The 17558-nt window shown below is 72.6% G+C and carries 15 protein-coding genes; 8 read left to right on the top strand and 7 right to left on the bottom strand.

Going from position 1 to position 17558, the window contains the following annotated elements; all coding sequences use genetic code 11:
- Nucleotides 1-44 precede the first annotated feature (44 nt).
- The gene (locus AB8735_RS20640) at nt 45-866 is read right to left on the bottom strand and encodes an oxidoreductase (RefSeq protein ID WP_372408738.1); all 822 of its coding nucleotides are present in this window, start codon (nt 864-866) and stop codon (nt 45-47) included.
- A 101-nt stretch (nt 867-967) separates the two neighbouring features.
- Between AB8735_RS20640 and AB8735_RS20635 the strand changes: the two genes are divergently transcribed.
- A complete protein-coding gene (locus AB8735_RS20635) occupies nt 968-1960 on the top strand; it encodes an ATP-binding protein (RefSeq protein WP_344018927.1) in 993 nt (330 codons plus the stop codon).
- Here AB8735_RS20635 and AB8735_RS20630 read toward each other — a convergent pair.
- Nucleotides 1941-3362 carry a hypothetical protein gene (locus tag AB8735_RS20630; protein ID WP_372408737.1) on the bottom strand — a complete coding sequence of 474 codons (1422 nt, stop codon included), beginning with the start codon at nt 3360-3362 and terminating at the stop codon, nt 1941-1943. The two genes, AB8735_RS20635 and AB8735_RS20630, sit on opposite strands and share 20 nt — an antisense overlap.
- 328 nt (nt 3363-3690) lie before the next feature.
- Between AB8735_RS20630 and AB8735_RS20625 the strand changes: the two genes are divergently transcribed.
- The 6 genes from AB8735_RS20625 to AB8735_RS20600 all read left to right on the top strand — a co-directional run bounded on the left by AB8735_RS20625 (nt 3691) and on the right by AB8735_RS20600 (nt 11521).
- Nucleotides 3691-5934 carry a carbonic anhydrase gene (locus AB8735_RS20625; protein WP_372408736.1) on the top strand — a complete coding sequence of 748 codons (2244 nt, stop codon included), beginning with the start codon at nt 3691-3693 and terminating at the stop codon, nt 5932-5934.
- Nucleotides 5935-6056: 122 nt separating this feature from the next.
- Nucleotides 6057-8027 carry an acetate--CoA ligase gene (gene acs, locus AB8735_RS20620; RefSeq protein WP_372408735.1) on the top strand — a complete coding sequence of 657 codons (1971 nt, stop codon included), beginning with the start codon at nt 6057-6059 and terminating at the stop codon, nt 8025-8027.
- Nucleotides 8028-8213: 186 nt separating this feature from the next.
- A complete protein-coding gene (gene nhaA / locus AB8735_RS20615) occupies nt 8214-9611 on the top strand; it encodes a Na+/H+ antiporter NhaA (RefSeq protein ID WP_344018936.1) in 1398 nt (465 codons plus the stop codon).
- A gap of 107 nt (nt 9612-9718) precedes the next feature.
- Nucleotides 9719-10174, top strand: a complete 456-nt coding sequence (locus tag AB8735_RS20610) for a phage holin family protein (RefSeq protein WP_344018938.1) — start codon at nt 9719-9721, stop codon at nt 10172-10174.
- Nucleotides 10171-11169, top strand: coding sequence for an alpha/beta hydrolase (locus tag AB8735_RS20605; protein WP_344018940.1), 999 nt, complete (start codon nt 10171-10173; stop codon nt 11167-11169). The genes AB8735_RS20610 and AB8735_RS20605 overlap by 4 nt, the downstream gene beginning before the upstream one ends.
- Nucleotides 11170-11302: 133 nt before the next feature.
- Complete coding sequence (locus AB8735_RS20600; RefSeq protein WP_344018943.1) at nt 11303-11521, top strand: hypothetical protein; 219 nt, start codon at nt 11303-11305, stop codon at nt 11519-11521.
- Nucleotides 11522-11563: 42 nt separating this feature from the next.
- Here AB8735_RS20600 and AB8735_RS20595 read toward each other — a convergent pair whose 3' ends face one another.
- The 3 genes from AB8735_RS20595 to nth all read right to left on the bottom strand — a co-directional run bounded on the left by AB8735_RS20595 (nt 11564) and on the right by nth (nt 14547).
- Nucleotides 11564-12763, bottom strand: a complete 1200-nt coding sequence (locus tag AB8735_RS20595) for a MarP family serine protease (protein ID WP_372408734.1) — start codon at nt 12761-12763, stop codon at nt 11564-11566.
- Nucleotides 12764-12848: 85 nt separating this feature from the next.
- Nucleotides 12849-13541, bottom strand: a complete 693-nt coding sequence (locus tag AB8735_RS20590) for a CoA pyrophosphatase (protein WP_372408733.1) — start codon at nt 13539-13541, stop codon at nt 12849-12851.
- 82 nt (nt 13542-13623) lie between these two features.
- Nucleotides 13624-14547: an endonuclease III gene (gene nth, locus AB8735_RS20585; RefSeq protein ID WP_344018951.1), complete on the bottom strand. Its 924-nt coding sequence runs from the start codon at nt 14545-14547 to the stop codon at nt 13624-13626.
- 268 nt (nt 14548-14815) lie between these two features.
- Here nth and AB8735_RS20580 point away from each other — a divergent pair, with 268 nt between their 5' ends.
- A complete protein-coding gene (locus AB8735_RS20580) occupies nt 14816-15490 on the top strand; it encodes a Crp/Fnr family transcriptional regulator (protein ID WP_004939715.1) in 675 nt (224 codons plus the stop codon).
- 266 nt (nt 15491-15756) lie between these two features.
- Here AB8735_RS20580 and AB8735_RS20575 read toward each other — a convergent pair whose 3' ends face one another.
- Complete coding sequence (locus AB8735_RS20575; protein ID WP_344018961.1) at nt 15757-16599, bottom strand: MBL fold metallo-hydrolase; 843 nt, start codon at nt 16597-16599, stop codon at nt 15757-15759.
- Entirely contained in the window at nt 16596-17504 is a 909-nt protein-coding gene (locus AB8735_RS20570; protein ID WP_344018963.1) for an NUDIX hydrolase, read from the bottom strand. The genes AB8735_RS20575 and AB8735_RS20570 overlap by 4 nt, the downstream gene beginning before the upstream one ends.
- Nucleotides 17505-17558 lie beyond the last annotated feature (54 nt).

Here is a 17558-nt window from a genome sequence, read left to right as displayed (position 1 = left end):
CGCAATTCTGCGCCCGTGCGGCGCACTTGCACCACAGAGGGACGTCAGGCGGCTCCCCGCTGCAGGGCCTCGCAGACCGCCGTGGACTCACGGGCCCCCAGCTCGGCGGCGCGGGAACAGTGCACGATCCAGGCCGCGACCCCCTCCGGCGTACCGGAGGCGTACGCCCTCAGCGCGGCCAGATAGGCCTCCCGTCCGAGCTCCGCGTGCCCCACCTCCGCGGGACAGATCGACTTGGGGTCGAGACCGCTGCCGACCAGCACGATGCGCTCGGCCGCCCGGGCCACCAGCCCGTTGCAGGAGCCGAACGGACGCAGGGCCAGCAGTTCTCCGTGCACCACGGCCGCCGTCACCGGCGCGGGGGCCTCACTGCCCGCGATCAGCAGTTGCGCCAGCCCCTCCAGCCGCCCCGCCACTTCGTCCGCGTCCGGCAGGGGCAGGTCGATCAGTGGTTCGTCCACGGCCTCGCCACGGAGCCGGGGCCGCCCCACGGCGTCGTCCGGCTGGGCCTTCCCCGCGGCCACCAGGTGCAGCCGGGCCAGTACGCGCGTCGGGGACTGGCGCCATACGCTCAGGAGCTGACCCGCCTCGGCGGTCAGCCGCAACGCGGCCCCCACGGTGCGGGGTTCGCCCTCACCCCCGAAGTCGGAGCGCCGGCGCACCTCTTCAAGGGCCCAGTCCGCCCCGGAGAGCGCGGCCGAACCCCGCGCACCGCGCAGAGCCGCCTCGGACGTCACTTCGTTGCTGCGGCGGCGCATCACCCGGTGGCCGTACACCCGGTCCACCGCCCTGCGTACGGAATCCACGGAATCGGCGACGCCCGGGAGCGAGCCCAGGGCAGCCAGGGGATCGGCAGTCGTACTCATGAGTAAGACCCTACGCATTTCCCGCTCACACCCCTCGAAGGAGTGGTCTTCTTCACTCACCGACCTCACTTGGCGCACTCCCGCACCTACGCTTGGTGAACATGAAGATCGCTTTCGTAGGGAAGGGCGGCAGCGGGAAGACCACGCTGTCCTCTCTGTTCATCCGCCACCTCGCCGCCCGCCGTGTCCCGGTCGTCGCCGTGGACGCCGACATCAACCAGCACCTGGGAGCGGCGCTCGGACTGGACGAGGCCGAGGCGGCCGCCCTGCCCGCGATGGGCGCGCACCTTCCGCTCATCAAGGACTACCTCCGCGGCTCGAATCCCCGCATCGTCTCGGCCGAGACGATGATCAAGACAACTCCGCCCGGCCGGGGTTCCCGACTGCTGCGGGTCGTCGAGGACAACCCGGTCTACGACGCCTGCGCACGCACCGTCCCCCTCGACGACGAGGCATCCGTACGGCTCATGGCCACCGGCCCGTTCACCGATGCGGATCTCGGCGTGGCCTGCTACCACTCCAAGGTGGGCGCGGTGGAGCTGTGCCTCAACCATCTCGTCGACGGACCGGGCGAGTACGTGGTCGTCGACATGACGGCGGGCAGCGACTCCTTCGCCTCGGGGATGTTCACACGCTTCGACATGACCTTCCTCGTGGCCGAACCGACGCGCAAGGGCGTGTCCGTCTACCGCCAGTACAAGGAATACGCACGGGACTTCGGCGTCCGCCTGAAGGTCGTGGGGAACAAGGTGCAGGGCCAGGACGACCTGGACTTCCTGCGGGACGAGGCCGGCGCCGACCTGCTCACCTGCTTCGGCCACTCCGACTGGGTGCGGGCCATGGAGAAGGGCCGGCCACCCCTCTTCGAGCTGCTCGAAGGGGTCAACCGCGAGGCTCTGGACACCCTCCGGGAGGCCGCCGACACGGCGTACGGGAGCCGTGACTGGCATCGCTACACCCGCCAGATGGTGCACTTCCACCTGAAGAACGCGGAGAGTTGGGGCAACGCGAAGACGGGTGCCGACCTGGCGGCCCAGGTCGACCCCGCCTTCGTGCTCGGCGAACCGCTGCCGGCTACCCCGCAGCCGGCCTGACCAGCACGGGTCTGATCCGCACCGGCTTGTTCCGCGAGGACCTGGTACGCGACGACTTGTCGTCGTCCTCGTCGTCGTCATCCTCGTCGTACCGCCCGGATCCGCCGTCCGGCTCGTGCGTCGAGGGCTCCTGCGACGACGGTGCGTGCCAGGAGGGTGCGTGCGGCGTGGGCACGTGCGGCTCGGACGCCGGGGTGTCGCCGAGGTGTGCCCAGCCGTGCCTCGGCGCCTCACCGACCTCCAGCCGGCGCAGCCGCGCGAGCACGCCGGGGTCCTGCACGTCCAGCCAGTCGGCCAGTTGCTTGAAGGAGACGCAGCGTACGCCCTCCTTGGTGCAGACACGGGCGATCACGCTCTCCACGGCCCGCATGTAGACGCCGCCGTTCCACGACTCGAAGTGGTCGCCGACGAACAGCGGGGCGCGGTTGCCGTGGTAGGCCCGCTCGAAGCCGGCCAGCAGTCCGTCGCGCATCTGCCGGCCCCACGCGGCACGCCGTGAGGGGTCCCCCTTGGTCGTACCCGACTGGTTGGCAAGGAAGTTGTAGTCCATCGACAGGGTTTCGAAGCCCCGGCCGGGCACGGGCACGTCCTGGAGCGGGAAGTCCCACAGCCCGCCCGTCTTCGACGGCCACATCTGCCGCCCGCCCGCCGAACTGGCGTCGTAGCGGAAGCCCAGCTTCTTGGCCGCCTTGATGAGGTTGTGCTGCCCCTCCAGGCAGGGGGCCCGGCCGCCGACCAGTTCCTTGCCGTAGTCGAAGGGCAGGGGCGGCTCGTCCTTGAGGCCCGCGTTGGTCTTCCAGTTGCGCACCAGCCACTTGGCCTGTCGGATCTCGCTCGACCACTCCCCCGGTGTCCAGGTTCCCACGCCCCCGTCCGCACCGCAGAAGTGCCCGTTGAAGTGGGTGCCGATCTCGCTGCCCTCCAGCCAGGCACCGCGCAGCTGTTCCACGGTGTCCCGCACGCCTCGGACGTCGTTGAAGCCGATGTCCGAGGCCCCGGCGGCGTGTTGGGGCGGCTCGTAGAGGGTGCGCTTCTCCTCGGGAAGCATGTAGACGCCGCTGAGGAAGTACGTCATCGTCGCGTGGTACTTCTTGCCGATCCTGCGGAAACGGGAGAAGAGCCGCTGGCTGTCCTCCCCTGCGCCGTCCCAGGAGAACACCACGAACTGCGGCGGTTTCTCTCCCGGCGCCATCCGCCGCGGCTTGGGCTGCCGCGGCTGGGGGCCCGTGTCCGCGGTGGAACCGTCGCCGAGCAGGTGCACCGGCCGTTCCACGGACTTCGGACCGGCGGCCGCCTGCGGCCCCGGAGCGTCCGGGCCGTCGTCCCCCGCGCAGCCCGCGGCCCCGGCCGCCAGCGCCAGTGCGGCGAGGCCGCCCAGTGTGTGTCTCCATGCAGCCGCCATCAGGCATCTCACCCTTCGACCTGCTCAGCCGGTCCGGCGGGGGCCTCGCCGCCCTGATCCGCCGTCGTTCCGGCCAACGTCGCACGGTCAAAGGAAAAGATAAGTATGACAAGCCGAAAAAAATGAATATTCACTCCATAGGAGGAAGCTCCCGCTTGATAGGGATCGCCCCCTTCCCTCAGCCCTTTACTCTCCATTACGATTCGTTTACCGAGAGTTGATAACTCCCGCCGCAGCCCCGCCACGCAGCCGCTCCAGCCGCGCTGCCCGCCGTGACCCCGGTCGTGCCCCTGGCCCGGCCGCCGCCCGACGCAGACGGGACCCGACCATGCACGTTCACCCGGCTCCTCCCCCGCCGACCGGCCGCCCCACGGCCGACCTGCCGGAGCGCCCCCACCGCCCCACGATGCGGCGGGACTTGACCACCTCCGCCACCCTGGCGCTGACCGCGGTTCCGCTGTCCCTCGGTGTCGCGCTGGCCGCCGGAGCGCCCCCGCGTGCCGGACTGGTCGCCGCGGCGGCCGGCGGTCTGGTCGCGGGCGGTCTGGGGCGGGCACGACTGCGGGCCGGCGGGGCGGCCGTCGGCCTCGTGGCGGTGACGGCCGAGCTGGTGCAGCGTTTCGGCTGGCGGGCCACCTGCGCGATCACCGTGCTGGCCGGACTGGCGCAAGTCGCCCTGGGAGCCGCCCGCGTAGCCCGGGTGATGCCGCCCGCGGGCCCGGCCGTCGCGCGCGGCGCGCTGGCCGGCATCGGGGTGACCATCGCGGCGGGCCAGCTCCACGTCGTACTGAGCGGCCCGCTGCCGGGGAACCCCTGGGCATTTCCCGCGGAGTTGACCCGTCCGAGCGCTCCCGCGCTCCTGGCCGCCGTCTGCGTCCTCGCCGTACTGGCCGCCTGGCCGAGGCTGCCCGGCAGGGCCGGGCGCGCGGCCCGCGGCGTGCCCGCCCCGCTCGCGGCCGTGGCGCTCGCCACCATGGTGAGCGCGGGGGCGGATCTTCCCCGGATCCCTTTCCCGGACTGGCACATCGCGCCGCTGCCGGTCCTTCCCGACGGCCCGCTCCTCGCGGTCTGCGGCGCGGTGCTGACCATGACCCTGGTGGCGGGCATGGAGACCCTGATGCCGTCCGCGGACGGCCACCGCGCCGGGGAGCCGGACCGCGAGTTGGTCGGCCAGGGGGCCGCCACCGTCGTGTCCGGGCTGCTGGGAGGGCTGCCGGTCACCGGAGGGGCGGCTTCCGGGGCAGCCGGTGCGACGCCCGCCAGCCGCAAGTCCGTGATCCTGTACGGGATGTGGGTGCTGCCGTGCGCCGCGCTGTGCGCCTCGGCGCTGGAGCTGGTGCCGGTCGCCGCCCTCGCCGCGCTGGTCCTCGCGGCGGGCGTACGGATGGCCGGGTTCCGCCGCCCGGAGCGGACGTGGCGGCGCCGCGAACTGCCCGTTCACATCTCCACCCTTGTCACGGTCGCGCTGTTCGGCGTCCTCCCGGGCACCGCGACCGGCATCGCCGTCGCCGCCCTGCTCTCCCTGCGCCGGCTGGGGCGCACCCGGATCACCGTCTCCGCCGAGCGGGAGGGCCACTACCGGGTGGCCGTTCACGGCCAGTTGACGTTCCTCGCGGTTCCCAGGCTGCGCCGCGCGCTCTCCCGCGTCCCGCACGGGGCCGGTGCGGTGGTGGAGCTGGGCGGGTCCTTCATGGACCACGCCGCCTACGACGCGTTGCAGACCTGGTCGAACGGGCACCGTGACCACGGGGGTTGGGTCACGACGACCGGGCGCACGGGCCACCCCGTGGCCGAGTCCTCCGACGGGCACGGCTGCCGGCCCTGGACCCCTTGGCGCAACCACCACTGCGTCCGCCCCCGGACCGCGGCGGGGGATGCCTCCGGCGGAGGCCAACTGATCGGCGGGGTGAGCGCGTTCCAGCGCGACACGGCGCCCCTCGTCCGCGAGGAGCTGGCGCGACTCGCCCGGGAGGGCCAGCGTCCCAGCCAGCTCTTCCTGACCTGCGCCGACTCCCGGCTGGTGACCAGCATGATCACGTCGAGCGGCCCGGGCGACCTGTTCACCGTGCGCAACGTCGGCAATCTGATGCCGCGCCCCGGCGACGACGCCGTGTGCGACTCCGTCGCCGCCGCCGTGGAGTACGCCGTGGAGGTGCTGAAGGTCGCCAGCATCACCGTCTGCGGACACTCGGGGTGCGGGGCGATGCAGGCCCTGCTCGACACCGCAGCACCCGGCGCCGACCCGGCCGCCCCGCAGACCCCGCTCGGCCGCTGGCTGCGGCACGGCCGGCCGAGTCTGGCGCGCATGCAGCGGATCGGCCGGCTGGGGCGCGGCGAGGTGGCCCTGGCCGAGCGGCCCGTGGCGGACGACGTCGAGCGGCTGGCGCTGGTCAATGTGATGCAGCAGCTCGATCACCTGATGGCGCACTCCTGCGTGGCCCGGCGCGTGGCCGAGGGGACGCTCCACCTCCAGGGCATGTACTTCCATGTGGCCGAGGCCCAGGCCTATGTGCTGGACCAGCGTTCGCGCACCTTCACCGCCGTACGGCCCGAGGTGCTCGATGCCGTCTGACCTCGGCCGACTGATCCCTACAGGTCTAAACCACCATTCCTCCGTCACCCCTTGTCAGGGTCCGCCCCCACCTGGTGAGCTATGCCCGGGACGCAACGGGCCCCCTGGGAAAGGGAGATGTCGTGAGCAACGAAAGCCTGGCCAACCTGCTGAAGGAGGAGCGCCGGTTCGCACCGCCCGCCGCTCTGGCCGAGCAGGCCAACGTCACCGCGGAGGCCTATGAGCGGGCGCGGGCCGACCGGCTGGGCTTCTGGGCCGAGCAGGCGCGCCGTCTGAGCTGGGACACCGAGCCGACCGAGACGCTGGACTGGTCGAACCCGCCGTTCGCCAAGTGGTTCGCCGACGGAAAGCTCAACGTCGCCTACAACTGCGTGGACCGCCATGTGGAGAACGGCCTCGGCGACCGGGTGGCCCTCCACTTCGAGGGCGAGCCGGGCGACACCCGCTCGATCACCTACGCCCAGCTGCAGAGCGAGGTCTCCCGAGCCGCCAACGCCCTGGTCGAGCTGGGTGTCCGGCCCGGCGACCGGGTGGCGATCTACCTGCCGATGATCCCCGAGACGGTCGTGTCGATGCTCGCCTGCGCGCGCATCGGGGCCCCGCACTCGGTGGTCTTCGGAGGCTTCTCCGCCGACGCCCTCGCGACCCGGATCAACGACGCCGACGCCCGCGTCGTCATCACCGCCGACGGCGGCTTCCGGCGCGGCAAGCCGTCCGCGCTCAAGCCCGCCGTGGACGAGGCCCTCACCCGCCCGGGCACGGAGAACGTCCGCAGCGTCCTCGTCGTCCGCCGCACCGGCCAGGAGGACATCGCCTGGACCGAGGGCCGCGACGTGTGGTGGCACGACCTGGTGGAGCGCCAGTCCGACCGGCACACCCCCGAGGCGTTCGACGCCGAGCACCCGCTGTTCATCCTCTACACCTCGGGCACCACGGGTAAGCCGAAGGGCATCCTGCACACCTCCGGCGGCTACCTCACCCAGGTCTCCTACACCCACCACGCGGTCTTCGACCTCAAGCCCGAGTCCGACGTCTTCTGGTGCACCGCCGACGTCGGCTGGGTGACCGGCCACTCGTACATCGTCTACGGCCCGCTCAGCAACGGCGCCACCGAAGTCCTCTACGAGGGCACCCCGGACACCCCGCACCGGGGCCGCTGGTGGGAGATCGTCCAGAAGTACGGCGTGACCACCCTCTACACCGCGCCGACCGCGATCCGCGCCGCCATGAAGTGGGGCGACGACATCCCGGCCAAGTTCGACCTGAGCAGCCTGCGCATCCTCGGATCCGTCGGCGAGCCCATCAACCCCGAGGCCTGGGTCTGGTACCGCGAACACATCGGCGCGAACCGCACCCCCGTGGTGGACACCTGGTGGCAGACCGAGACGGGCGGCATCATGATCAGCCCGCTGCCCGGGATCACCGAGACCAAGCCCGGATCCGCGCAGGTGCCGGTCCCCGGCATCGCCGCGACCGTGGTGGACGACGAGGCCCGCGAGGTGCCCGACGGCGCCGGCGGCTACCTCGTCCTCACCGAGCCCTGGCCCTCGATGCTCCGCACCATCTGGGGCGACGACCAGCGCTTCCTCGACACCTACTGGTCCCGCTTCGAGGGCCGCTACTTCGCCGGCGACGGCGCCAAGAAGGACGACGACGGCGACATCTGGCTGCTCGGCCGGGTCGACGACGTCATGCTCGTCTCGGGCCACAACATCTCCACCACCGAGGTCGAGTCCGCCCTGGTCTCGCACCCGAGGGTCGCCGAGGCCGCGGTCGTCGGCGCGACCGACCCCCAGACCACCCAGGCGATCTGCGCCTTCGTCATCCTGCGCGGCGACGGGGAGAACGCCGACGAGGCCGCCCTGGTCGAGGAGCTGCGGGCGCACGTCGGCAAGCAGCTGGGCCCGATCGCCAAGCCCAAGCGCGTCCTGCCGGTGGCCGAGCTGCCCAAGACCCGCTCCGGCAAGATCATGCGCCGGCTGCTGCGCGACGTCGCCGAGCATCGCACGCTCGGCGACGTGACCACCCTGACCGACTCCTCGGTCATGGACCTCATCCAGAACAAGCTCCCGGCAGCCCCTGCCGAGGACTGATCCCACGACCCGCACAGTGAAGGGCGTCCGGCTCCGGCCGGGCGCCCTTCACTCATTCGGGCTAAAGTACATACGCAACGCGTATAAATCTCGACAAGAATCACAGGCGCGCCGGGAAGTCTGGTCGGCACTCAGCACACGTGGCCCCCACGTGTGTCCGTCGATCGACCCCAGGAGGTCCCCACCGTGGCCGCGCCCAAGAACAACCGCTCCGTCTTCCTCGGCAGGCTTCCCCTGCCCGAGCGGAACTTCCTCGCGGACGCGCTGCGCACCGAGACCGTCGGCGGCGTCCTGCTGCTGGTCGCGGCCGTCGGCGCGCTGATCTGGGCGAACACCCCGATCAGGGACAGCTACGAGTCCATACGCAGCTTCCACCTGGGCCCCGGGTCACTCGGTCTGAACCTCTCGGTCCAGCACTGGGCCGCCGACGGGCTGCTGGCGATCTTCTTCTTCGTCGCGGGCATCGAGCTCAAACGCGAACTGGTCGCCGGCGAGCTGCGCAACCCCAAGGCCGCCGCCCTCCCCGTGATCGCCGCACTCTGCGGCATGGCCGCCCCCGCCCTCGTCTACGCCACGGTGGCCACCACCGGCGGCGGCTCCCTGAAGGGCTGGGCCGTCCCGACCGCCACCGACATCGCCTTCGCCCTCGCTGTGCTCGCGGTCATCGGCACCGCCCTGCCGTCGGCGCTGCGGGCGTTCCTGCTGACGCTGGCCGTCGTCGACGACCTCTTCGCGATCCTCATCATCGCGGTCTTCTTCACCTCGACGCTGAACTTCGCCGCCCTGGGCTTCGCCGTCCTGGGTCTGTTCGTCTTCTGGCTGCTGCTGCGCAAGGGCGTCCGGGGCTGGTACATCTACGTCCCGCTGGCCGTCGTCAACTGGGCGCTGATGTACAACAGCGGCGTCCACGCCACCATCGCCGGCGTCGCCATGGGCCTGATGCTGCGCTGCCACCGGCACGACGGCGAGCGGCAGTCCCCCGGCGAGCACATCGAGCACCTGGTGCGCCCGCTCTCGGCCGGCCTGGCCGTGCCGATGTTCGCGCTCTTCTCCGCCGGGGTGATGATCTCCGGCGGGGCGCTCTCGGACATCTTCCGCAGGCCGGAGACGCTCGGTGTGGTCCTCGGCCTCATCGTCGGCAAGGCGATCGGCGTCTTCGGCGGCACCTGGCTGGCCGCCCGGTTCACCCGCGCCGAGCTCAACCCCGACCTCAAGTGGCCGGACGTGCTCGCGGTCGCGTCGCTGGCCGGCATCGGCTTCACCGTCTCCCTGCTCATCGGCGAGCTGGCCTTCGGCGGCGACCCGGCGCTGGAGGGCGAGGTCAAGGCGGCGGTCCTGGTCGGTTCGCTGATCGCGGCCGTCCTCGCGAGCATCCTGCTCAAGCTGCGCGACAACAAGTACAAGAAGCTCTGCGCCGACGAGGACCGGGACGAGGACCAGGACGGCATCCCCGACATCTACGAACAGGGCAACCCCGACTACCACCTGCGCATGGCCGCACTCCTCGAGGCGAAGGCCGCCGAGCACCGCCGCCTGGCGGAAGTCGCCTCCGGGCGCACCACCGACGACGATGGTCCGGCATGATCTGAGTGTCTTCACATCCGCTGAAGACGGGCGGAACACCCATGGCGGACCCATGGGGACCGCGGAAGACCCGCAGACGACGGAGCGACGACGATGAGGGAGCAGCGATGAGCGCAGCCGACGACGGTGACCGCAGCCTCGGCCAGCTGGTGGCCACGGCCACCACGGAGCTGTCCGCGCTGGTGCACGACGAGATCGCGCTGGCCAAGGCCGAGCTGCGCGAGGACGCCAAGCGGGTCGGCATCGGCGGCGGCGCGATCGCCGCGGCGGGCGTCCTGGCCCTCTTCTCGCTGCCGGTGCTGAGCTTCGCGGCGGCGTACGGGATCCACAGCACGGGGCTGGGGCTCGCCTGGTCGTTCCTGATCACCGGCGGTGCCTTCCTGGTGCTGGCGGGGCTGCTGGGGCTGCTGGCCGTGCGGAAGTTCAAGAAGATCAGCAAGCCGGAGAGGACCCTGGCCTCGGCCAAGGAGACGGCGGCGGTCCTGGGTACGGTCAAGCCTCACCCCCGTCCTCTCCAGGACGCGAGCCAGGCGGACGCATCTGTGACACGCTCGTCCGTATGACGGTGCCCGATACCTCCGCAGCGCCCGCGTCCCCCGGCCCCGGGCAGGGTCAGGAACGGGCCGTCCCGGCGGCCGTCGCCGCGTCGCCCACGGCGGTCGTCCGCCCCGACGGGCCCTGGACGCACCGGGACGTCGCGGCGAACGGGGCGCGGTTCCACATCGCCGAGATGGGCGAGGGACCGCTGGTGCTGCTGCTGCACGGTTTTCCGCAGTTCTGGTGGACGTGGCGGCACCAGATGCCGGCCCTGGCGGAGGCCGGTTTCCGGGCGGTCGCGATGGACCTGCGCGGAGTGGGCGGCAGCGACCGCACGCCCCGCGGCTACGACCCCGCGAACCTGGCCCTGGACATCACCGGGGTGATCCGTTCGCTGGGCGAGCCGGATGCGGCGCTGGTCGGGCACGCCCTGGGCGGCTATCTGGCCTGGACGGCCGCGGTGATGCGGCCCAAGCTGGTGCGCCGGCTGGCGGTGTCCTCGATGCCGCACCCCCGGCGCTGGCGCTCGGCCATGCTCACCGACCCTCAGCAGACGGCCGCGGGCTCCGCGGTCTGGGGCTTCCAGCGGCCGTGGCTGCCGGAGCGCCGGCTCGTCGCGGACGACGCGGCGCTGGTCGGCCGGCTGATGCGCGACTGGTCGGGCCCCCGGCTGCCGGACGACGAGGCGGTCGACGTCTACCGGCGGGCGATGACGATCCCGTCCACGGCGCACTGCTCCATCGAGCCGTACCGGTGGATGGTGCGGTCGATGGCGCGGCCGGACGGCATCCAGTTCAACCGCCGGATGAAGCGTCCCGTGCGCGTTCCCACGCTCCACGTCCACGGATCACTCGATCCGGTGATGCGCACCCGCAGCGCCGCCGGTTCGGGCGAGTTCGTGGAAGCGCCGTACCGGTGGCGGCTGTTCGACGGGCTGGGGCACTTCCCGCACGAGGAGGACCCTGCGGCCTTCTCGGCGGAGCTGATCGGCTGGCTGAAGGACCCGGAGCCGGACCGGTAGGAGAACACCGGGCGGCCTCAAGGCCCATCGGTATCGAACTTTTGGCCGACGAACGGCCAATTGCCCCGTGCATAGGCCAATTGCCGGACCCCGAGGCGATTACCGACCTTCCGCCCCGGGCACAGACCGGGGTATGGGCTGGACGCACGACCATCGCGACCTGACTCAGCAGCGCGGCGCCGAAGACGATGCCGCACTGACTGTGGCCACCGAGATGCCCGAGCGGGCGGAGGGACGTCACGACGCCTTCCCGCCGGGGGACGGCACCGACCCCAGGATCGGCATCCCGCGCATCATCCGGCGCCGCGCGCGCTGGGTCTCGGCGCGGCTGCGCCACCCCCGCGGCCGCTGACACCGGGGCGGCCGGCCCCTCCTCGTACTCCACCGCACGGGCTCAGAGCGCACATCCCTGGGTCTCGACCTGTGCCATGGCCGTACGGCCCGCCACGACGTCCTCGTGCACCTCGTCCGCCGTGAGGGCGTAGCCGGTATCCGCGTCGTCGAGCGACTTGGCGAAGACGACTCCGTAGACCCGCCCGTCGGGGGTCAGCAGCGGGCCGCCCGAGTTGCCCTGCCGCACCGTCGCGTACAGGGAGTAGACGTCGCGGCGCACATAGCCGCGGTGGTAGATGTCCGGGCCGTTGGCGTCGACGCGGCTGCGGACCCGGGCGGACCGCACGTCGTACGCACCGTTCTCCGGGAAGCCCGCGACGATGGCGCTCCGGCCGCTCTCGGCGTCCACCGCGGCGAAGCGCAGGGCGGGCGCGTCCAGCGAGGGGACGCTCAGGACGGCGATGTCGCGCTTCCAGTCGTAGAGCACGACCTTGGCATCCAGCAGCCGGCCCCTGCCCCCGATCTGCACCGTCGGCTCGGACACCCCGCCCACCACATGGGCGTTGGTCATCACGCGGTGCGGTGCGAAGACGAACCCACTGCCCTCCAGCACCTTGCCGCAGCCCGGCGCGTTGCCGACGACCTTGACGATGCTGCGCTGCGCCTCGGCGGCGACGGCACTGCCCGACAGCTCCGGGTCCGGCGGCGGCACCGAGGTGATGGTCTCGGCGGAGAAGGGGGCGAAGACCTGGGGGAAGCCGTTCTGGGCGAGGGCCGTGCTGAAGTCGGCGAACCAGGTGTTGGCCTCGCCGGGCACGACCCGGGCGACGCCGAGCAGCACCTTGGAGCCGCGCACCTGTTTGCCGAGCGTCGGCAGCGAGGTGCCGGCGAGGGCGGAGCCGATCAGCCAGGCGACGAGCAGCATGGCCACGACGTTGACCAGCGCCCCGCCCGTCGCATCCAGGGCGCGGGCCGGGGACCAGGTGATGCGGCCGCGCAGCCGGTTGCCCAGATGCGTGGTCGCGGCCTGGCCCACGGAGGCGCAGACGATCACGATGACGACGGCCGCCACGGCAGCCAGGGTGCCCGGCGACCGGTCTCCCGCGGCGCTGTCCCAGATCAGCGGCAGCACATAGAGGGCGGCCAGGCCGCCGCCGAGGAATCCGACCACCGAGAGCACGCCGACCACGAACCCCTGGCGGTAGCCGATGACCGCGAACCAGGCGGCGGCCAGCAGCAGCACGATGTCCAGTACGTTCACCGAAGAGGGCCTCGCATTGCGGGTGTCGGCGGGACGGCGGCGGAACTCGGGACGGCGGCGGGACCGCGGGGGCCGGGCACGGCGGTCAGGAACTCCAGTCGAGCGGGACCTCCCGGCCGGCGTCCCAGGGCCGCTCCCAGCCCGCGTAGTGCAGGATGCGGTCGATCACCCCCGCCGTGAAGCCCCAGACCAGTGCCTCGTCCACATGGAAGACCGGGCCGCGGTGGCCGCTCGGATGGACGGCGGTCGCGCGCTTCGCCGGATCCGTGAGCTCGGCGACCGGGACGGTGAAGACCCGGGCCGTCTCGGCGGGATCGACCGGGCCGACCGGGCTGGGCTCGCGCCACCAGCCGAGCACGGGCGTCACGACGAACCCGCTGACCGGGATGTACAGGTCCGGCAGCACGCCGAAGACCTGGACGCCCGACGGGTCGAGCCCCGTCTCCTCCTCGGCCTCGCGCAACGCGGCGCGCACGAGCCCTCCGTCGGCGGGGTCGCCGTCCTCCGGGTCGAGGGCGCCGCCGGGGAAGGAGGACTGCCCCGCGTGCGAGCGCAGCGTGCCGGCGCGCTCCAGGAGCAGCAGCTCGGGGCCTTGCGCACCCTCGCCGAAGAGCACCAGGACGGCCGAGCGCCGCCCGCCCGTCTCGGGGGGCAGATAGCGGCTCAACTGCTGCGGCTCGACGTCCCGCAGGACCTGCGCGACCGGCTCGAGCCAGGCGGGCAGCCCCTCGGCGGTGACGGTGATCTCCCGGCTGTCCCGGCCGTACGTGATCCTCATGCGCTTCCCCATGTCCCCGTTGTCCCCGGTCGTCCCTGGTCCGTGCCCGTCGGCCGCGCGGCGCCCCCGCGCGCCGCTCCCCTCACCCGGCTCCCAGCGGGGGCGCGGGCGGGCCCGGGAAGTCCGGCGGCGGCTTCAGCCGCTGGCCCGGCATGCCGCCCTTCTCGTACTTGAGCAGCTTCTTCGCCTTCTCCGGATCCGTCTCCCCCTCGCCGTACGACGGGCACAGCGGGGCGATCGGGCAGGCACCGCAGGCGGGCTTGCGGGAGTGGCAGATGCGGCGGCCGTGGAAGATCACGCGGTGCGAGAGCATCGTCCAGTCGCTCTTCGGGAAGAGCGAGCAGACCTCGGCCTCGATCTTCTCCGGGTCCGTCTGGTCGGTCCACTTCCAGCGGCGCACGAGGCGCTGGAAGTGCGTGTCGACGGTTATGCCCGGGACCCCGAAGGCGTTGCCCAGCACGACGTTGGCCGTCTTGCGGCCGACGCCGGGGAGCGAGACGAGGTCCTCCAGACGGCCGGGCACCTCTCCGTCGAAGCGGTCCCGCAGGGCGGCGGACAGGCCCATCAGGGACCTGGCCTTGGCCCGGAAGAAGCCCGTCGGCCGGATCAGCTGCTCCAGCGCCTCGGGGTCGGCGGCCGCCATGTCCTCCGGCGTCGGATAGGCGGCGAAGAGGGCCGGGGTGGTCTGGTTGACCCGCAGGTCGGTGGTCTGGGCGGAGAGCACCGTCGCGACGAGGAGCTGGAAGGGGTCCTCGAAGTCCAGCTCCGGGTGGGCGTACGGGTAGACCTCCGCGAGCTCGCGGTTGATCCGCCGGGCCCGCCGGACGAGCGCGGTCCGCGACTCCGGTTCCGACGGTTTCGGCGGCTTCGACGGCTTCGGGGGCTTCCCCTGTTTCGGCTGCTCCGCCGACTTGGCGGCGGGCTTCGGCCCCGCCTTCCCCGCCGCCGTCCCGGCTGCCCGACGGGTCCTCGGTTTCGCCTCTTTTGCGTCGTTTGACGATTTCACGGCGGGGCGTTCGCCCACAGCGGAACCATGAGCCGAGGTCACCCTCCCGGCCCCCTTGCCCTGTGCTCTCACCGGCGTATTGGACACCCGGCCAGACTAAAGCCCAGCAGTGACATCCGCCCCGGCCGCGGGAAAAGCACAGCCCAATCGGACCCCTGCCGTAGGGCTTCCGCCGACGATGCGCCACACTTGTGTTTGATCACACAGTTTTACCGACGGGCATCATGGGGACCACGGTCCTCTGTGCATGTCGACAAGGAGAGAACTCGTGGACGACGTTCTGCGGCGCGCCCCGCTCTTCGCGGCGCTCGATGACGAGCAGGCCGCTGAGCTGCGCGCCTCCATGGGCGAGGTCACCCTCGCGAGGGGCGACGCCCTGTTCCACGAAGGCGACCCGGGCGACCGCCTCTACGTGGTGACCGAGGGCAAGGTGAAGCTCCACCGCACCTCCCCCGACGGCCGCGAGAACATGCTGGCCGTCCTGGGCCCGGGCGAGCTCATCGGCGAGCTGTCCCTCTTCGACCCCGGACCGCGCACCGCCACCGCCACCGCGCTGACCGAGGTCAAGCTCCTCGGCCTCGGCCACGGCGACCTCCAGCCGTGGCTCAACGCCCGCCCGGAGGTGGCCACGGCCCTGCTGCGCGCCGTCGCCCGCCGTCTGCGCCGTACCAACGACTCCATGTCGGACCTCGTCTTCTCCGACGTCCCCGGCCGTGTCGCCAAGGCCCTGCTGGACCTGTCGCGCCGCTTCGGCGTGCAGTCCGAGGAGGGCATCCACGTGGTGCACGACCTCACCCAGGAGGAGCTCGCCCAGCTCGTCGGCGCGTCCCGCGAGACGGTCAACAAGGCCCTCGCCGACTTCGCCGGCCGCGGCTGGCTGCGCCTGGAGGCGCGTGCCGTGATCCTGCTGGACGTGGAGCGCCTGGCGAAGCGCTCCCGCTGACGCGCGCCGTACGCACCGGAGCCCCGCTTCCTTCACGGAGCGGGGCTTTCGTACGGCCGGAAACGCCTCCTCCCGCCGGCCACCGGGAGCCGAAAGGGCCCGGCGGGCACGGAGGTTGACGGCCCGGGAGACCGCAGGACCTGACAGACTCCCGGCGACCGGCCGGGAAACCCGTGCCCCGGGACGGGCCGTTCCCCCCCCCCCCCCCCCCCCCCCCCCCCCCCCCCCCCCCCCCCCCCCCCCCCCCCCCCCCCCGGCCGGGCCCGTCAGATGAGCCCGTGCTCCCCCAGATAGTCCAGCTGCGCCCGCACCGACAGCTCCGCCGCCGGCCAGACCGCGCGGTCCACATCCGCGTAGACGTGGGCGACGACCGCCTCGGGGGTCCGGTGGCCCGCCTCGACGGCCGTCTCCACCTGGGCGAGGCGCTTGGCGCGGTGGGCGAGGTAGTACTCCAGGGCACCCTTGGCGTCGTCCAGCACGGGGCCGTGCGCGGGCAGGATCGTCCGGACGTCCTCCTCGACGGTGAGCGTCCGCAGCCGGCGCAGCGAGTCGAGGTAGTCGCCGAGACGGCCGTCCGGGTGGGCGACGACGGTCGTGCCGCGGCCGAGGACGGAGTCACCGGTGAGGACCGCGCGGTCCGCCGGGAGGTGGAGGGAGACCGAGTCCGCGGTGTGGCCCGGCGTGGGGATCACCCGCAGGTCCAGCCCGCCGGTGGTGATCACGTCACCCGCGGCCAGGCCCTCGCCACCGCCGGCCCGCAGCGCCGGGTCCACCGCCCGCACCGGGGCGCCCGTGAGCTCGGACAGCCGTGCCGCTCCGTCCGAGTGGTCGTGGTGGCCGTGGGTGAGCAGGGCCAGCGCGATCCGCTTGCCCGCCGCCTCCGCCGTGGCGACGACCGCCCGCAGGTGCCCCTCGTCCAGCGGCCCCGGATCGACGACGACCGCGAGGCCGGAGCCCGGCTCGGACAGCAGCCAGGTGTTGGTGCCGTCGAGGGTCATCACGGACGGGTTGGGCGCGAGGACGCAGGTCGCGCGCTCGGTGGCGGGCCCGCCCGGAGCGGCCGCGCGCGGCCGGCCCGGCAGGTCGGCGGCTTCGGCTGGGTTCGTCATGCATCGGCTCCCGGAGTCGCTGGAATGTGCGGCGGGCCCGGCAGGCGGAAGGGAAGGTGCTTGGTGAACTCCTCGTGCCCGGGCCAGCTCAGCACGATCTCTTCCCCGACGAGCTCGGCGCGCGCGAGCACCGGGGTGAGATCCTGATCACCCGCCGCCGCCAGCGCCTCGGCCACGCTCCCGAACGGCAGGAGCGAGCGGAGCGTCGCGACGGTCGGCGGCATCATCAGCAGCTCGCCGCGGTCGTAGCCCGCGGCCGCCTCGGCCGGGGCGGTCCACACCGCCAGGTCCGCCTCGGTGGAGTCGTCGCAGGTGCGCTGCCCCTCGGGCAGGGCCGCGACGAAGAACCAGGTGTCGTAGCGGCGCGGTTCGAACTCGGGGGTGATCCAGCGCGCCCAGCCGCCCAGCAGGTCGCTGCGGAGCAGCAGCCCGCGCCGCTCCAGGAAGTCGCCGAACGACAGCTCGTGGCTGACGAGCGCGGCCCGGTCGGCCGCCCACTCCGCACCCGTGGTGTCGGCCACGACCGTGTCCGGAGCCGGTCCGGCAAGCAGCACGCCCGCCTCCTCGAAGGTCTCGCGGACCGCTGCGCAGACGATGGCCTGGGCCGCCGCGGGCTCGACGCCGAGGCGCGCGGCCCACTCCTCGGGCGAGGGCCCGGCCCAGGGCACGTCGCGTTCGTCGCGCGGGTCCACGGAGCCGCCCGGATACGCGAACGCGCCTCCGGCGAAGGCCATGGAGGCGCGTCTGCGCAGCATGTGGACGGCGATCCCGTCGTCCGCCCCGGCCCTCAGCAGCAGGACCGTGGCGGCGCGGCGCGGCGTCACGGGGTCGAGCCCGCCCTGCGCGAGCAGCCTGATCCGGTCGGGCCATTCCGGTGGGTACCACTGGCCGTTGGTCGTCGCCATGGCCGGATGCTATGTGCTCACGGGCGGATGTTCGAGAGGGTCCCGAGCCGGAAG

The sequence above is a fragment of the Streptomyces luteireticuli genome (genome assembly GCF_041519305.1).
GTDB classification, from domain to species: Bacteria; Actinomycetota; Actinomycetes; order Streptomycetales; family Streptomycetaceae; genus Streptomyces; species Streptomyces luteireticuli.
Note: the sequence above shows the minus strand (reverse complement) of the source record. Positions and strands in the feature narration are given on the sequence as shown.

Coding starts and splice junctions, on each gene's coding strand:
- AB8735_RS20640 (WP_372408738.1), bottom strand. CDS start 866: ATGAGTACGACTGCCGATCCCCTGGCTGCCCTGGGCTCGCTCCCGGGC.
- AB8735_RS20635 (WP_344018927.1), top strand. CDS start 968: ATGAAGATCGCTTTCGTAGGGAAGGGCGGCAGCGGGAAGACCACGCTG.
- AB8735_RS20630 (WP_372408737.1), bottom strand. CDS start 3,362: ATGGCGGCTGCATGGAGACACACACTGGGCGGCCTCGCCGCACTGGCG.
- AB8735_RS20625 (WP_372408736.1), top strand. CDS start 3,691: ATGCACGTTCACCCGGCTCCTCCCCCGCCGACCGGCCGCCCCACGGCC.
- AB8735_RS20610 (WP_344018938.1), top strand. CDS start 9,719: ATGAGCGCAGCCGACGACGGTGACCGCAGCCTCGGCCAGCTGGTGGCC.
- AB8735_RS20605 (WP_344018940.1), top strand. CDS start 10,171: ATGACGGTGCCCGATACCTCCGCAGCGCCCGCGTCCCCCGGCCCCGGG.
- AB8735_RS20600 (WP_344018943.1), top strand. CDS start 11,303: ATGGGCTGGACGCACGACCATCGCGACCTGACTCAGCAGCGCGGCGCC.
- AB8735_RS20590 (WP_372408733.1), bottom strand. CDS start 13,541: ATGAGGATCACGTACGGCCGGGACAGCCGGGAGATCACCGTCACCGCC.
- AB8735_RS20575 (WP_344018961.1), bottom strand. CDS start 16,599: ATGACGAACCCAGCCGAAGCCGCCGACCTGCCGGGCCGGCCGCGCGCG.
- AB8735_RS20570 (WP_344018963.1), bottom strand. CDS start 17,504: ATGGCGACGACCAACGGCCAGTGGTACCCACCGGAATGGCCCGACCGG.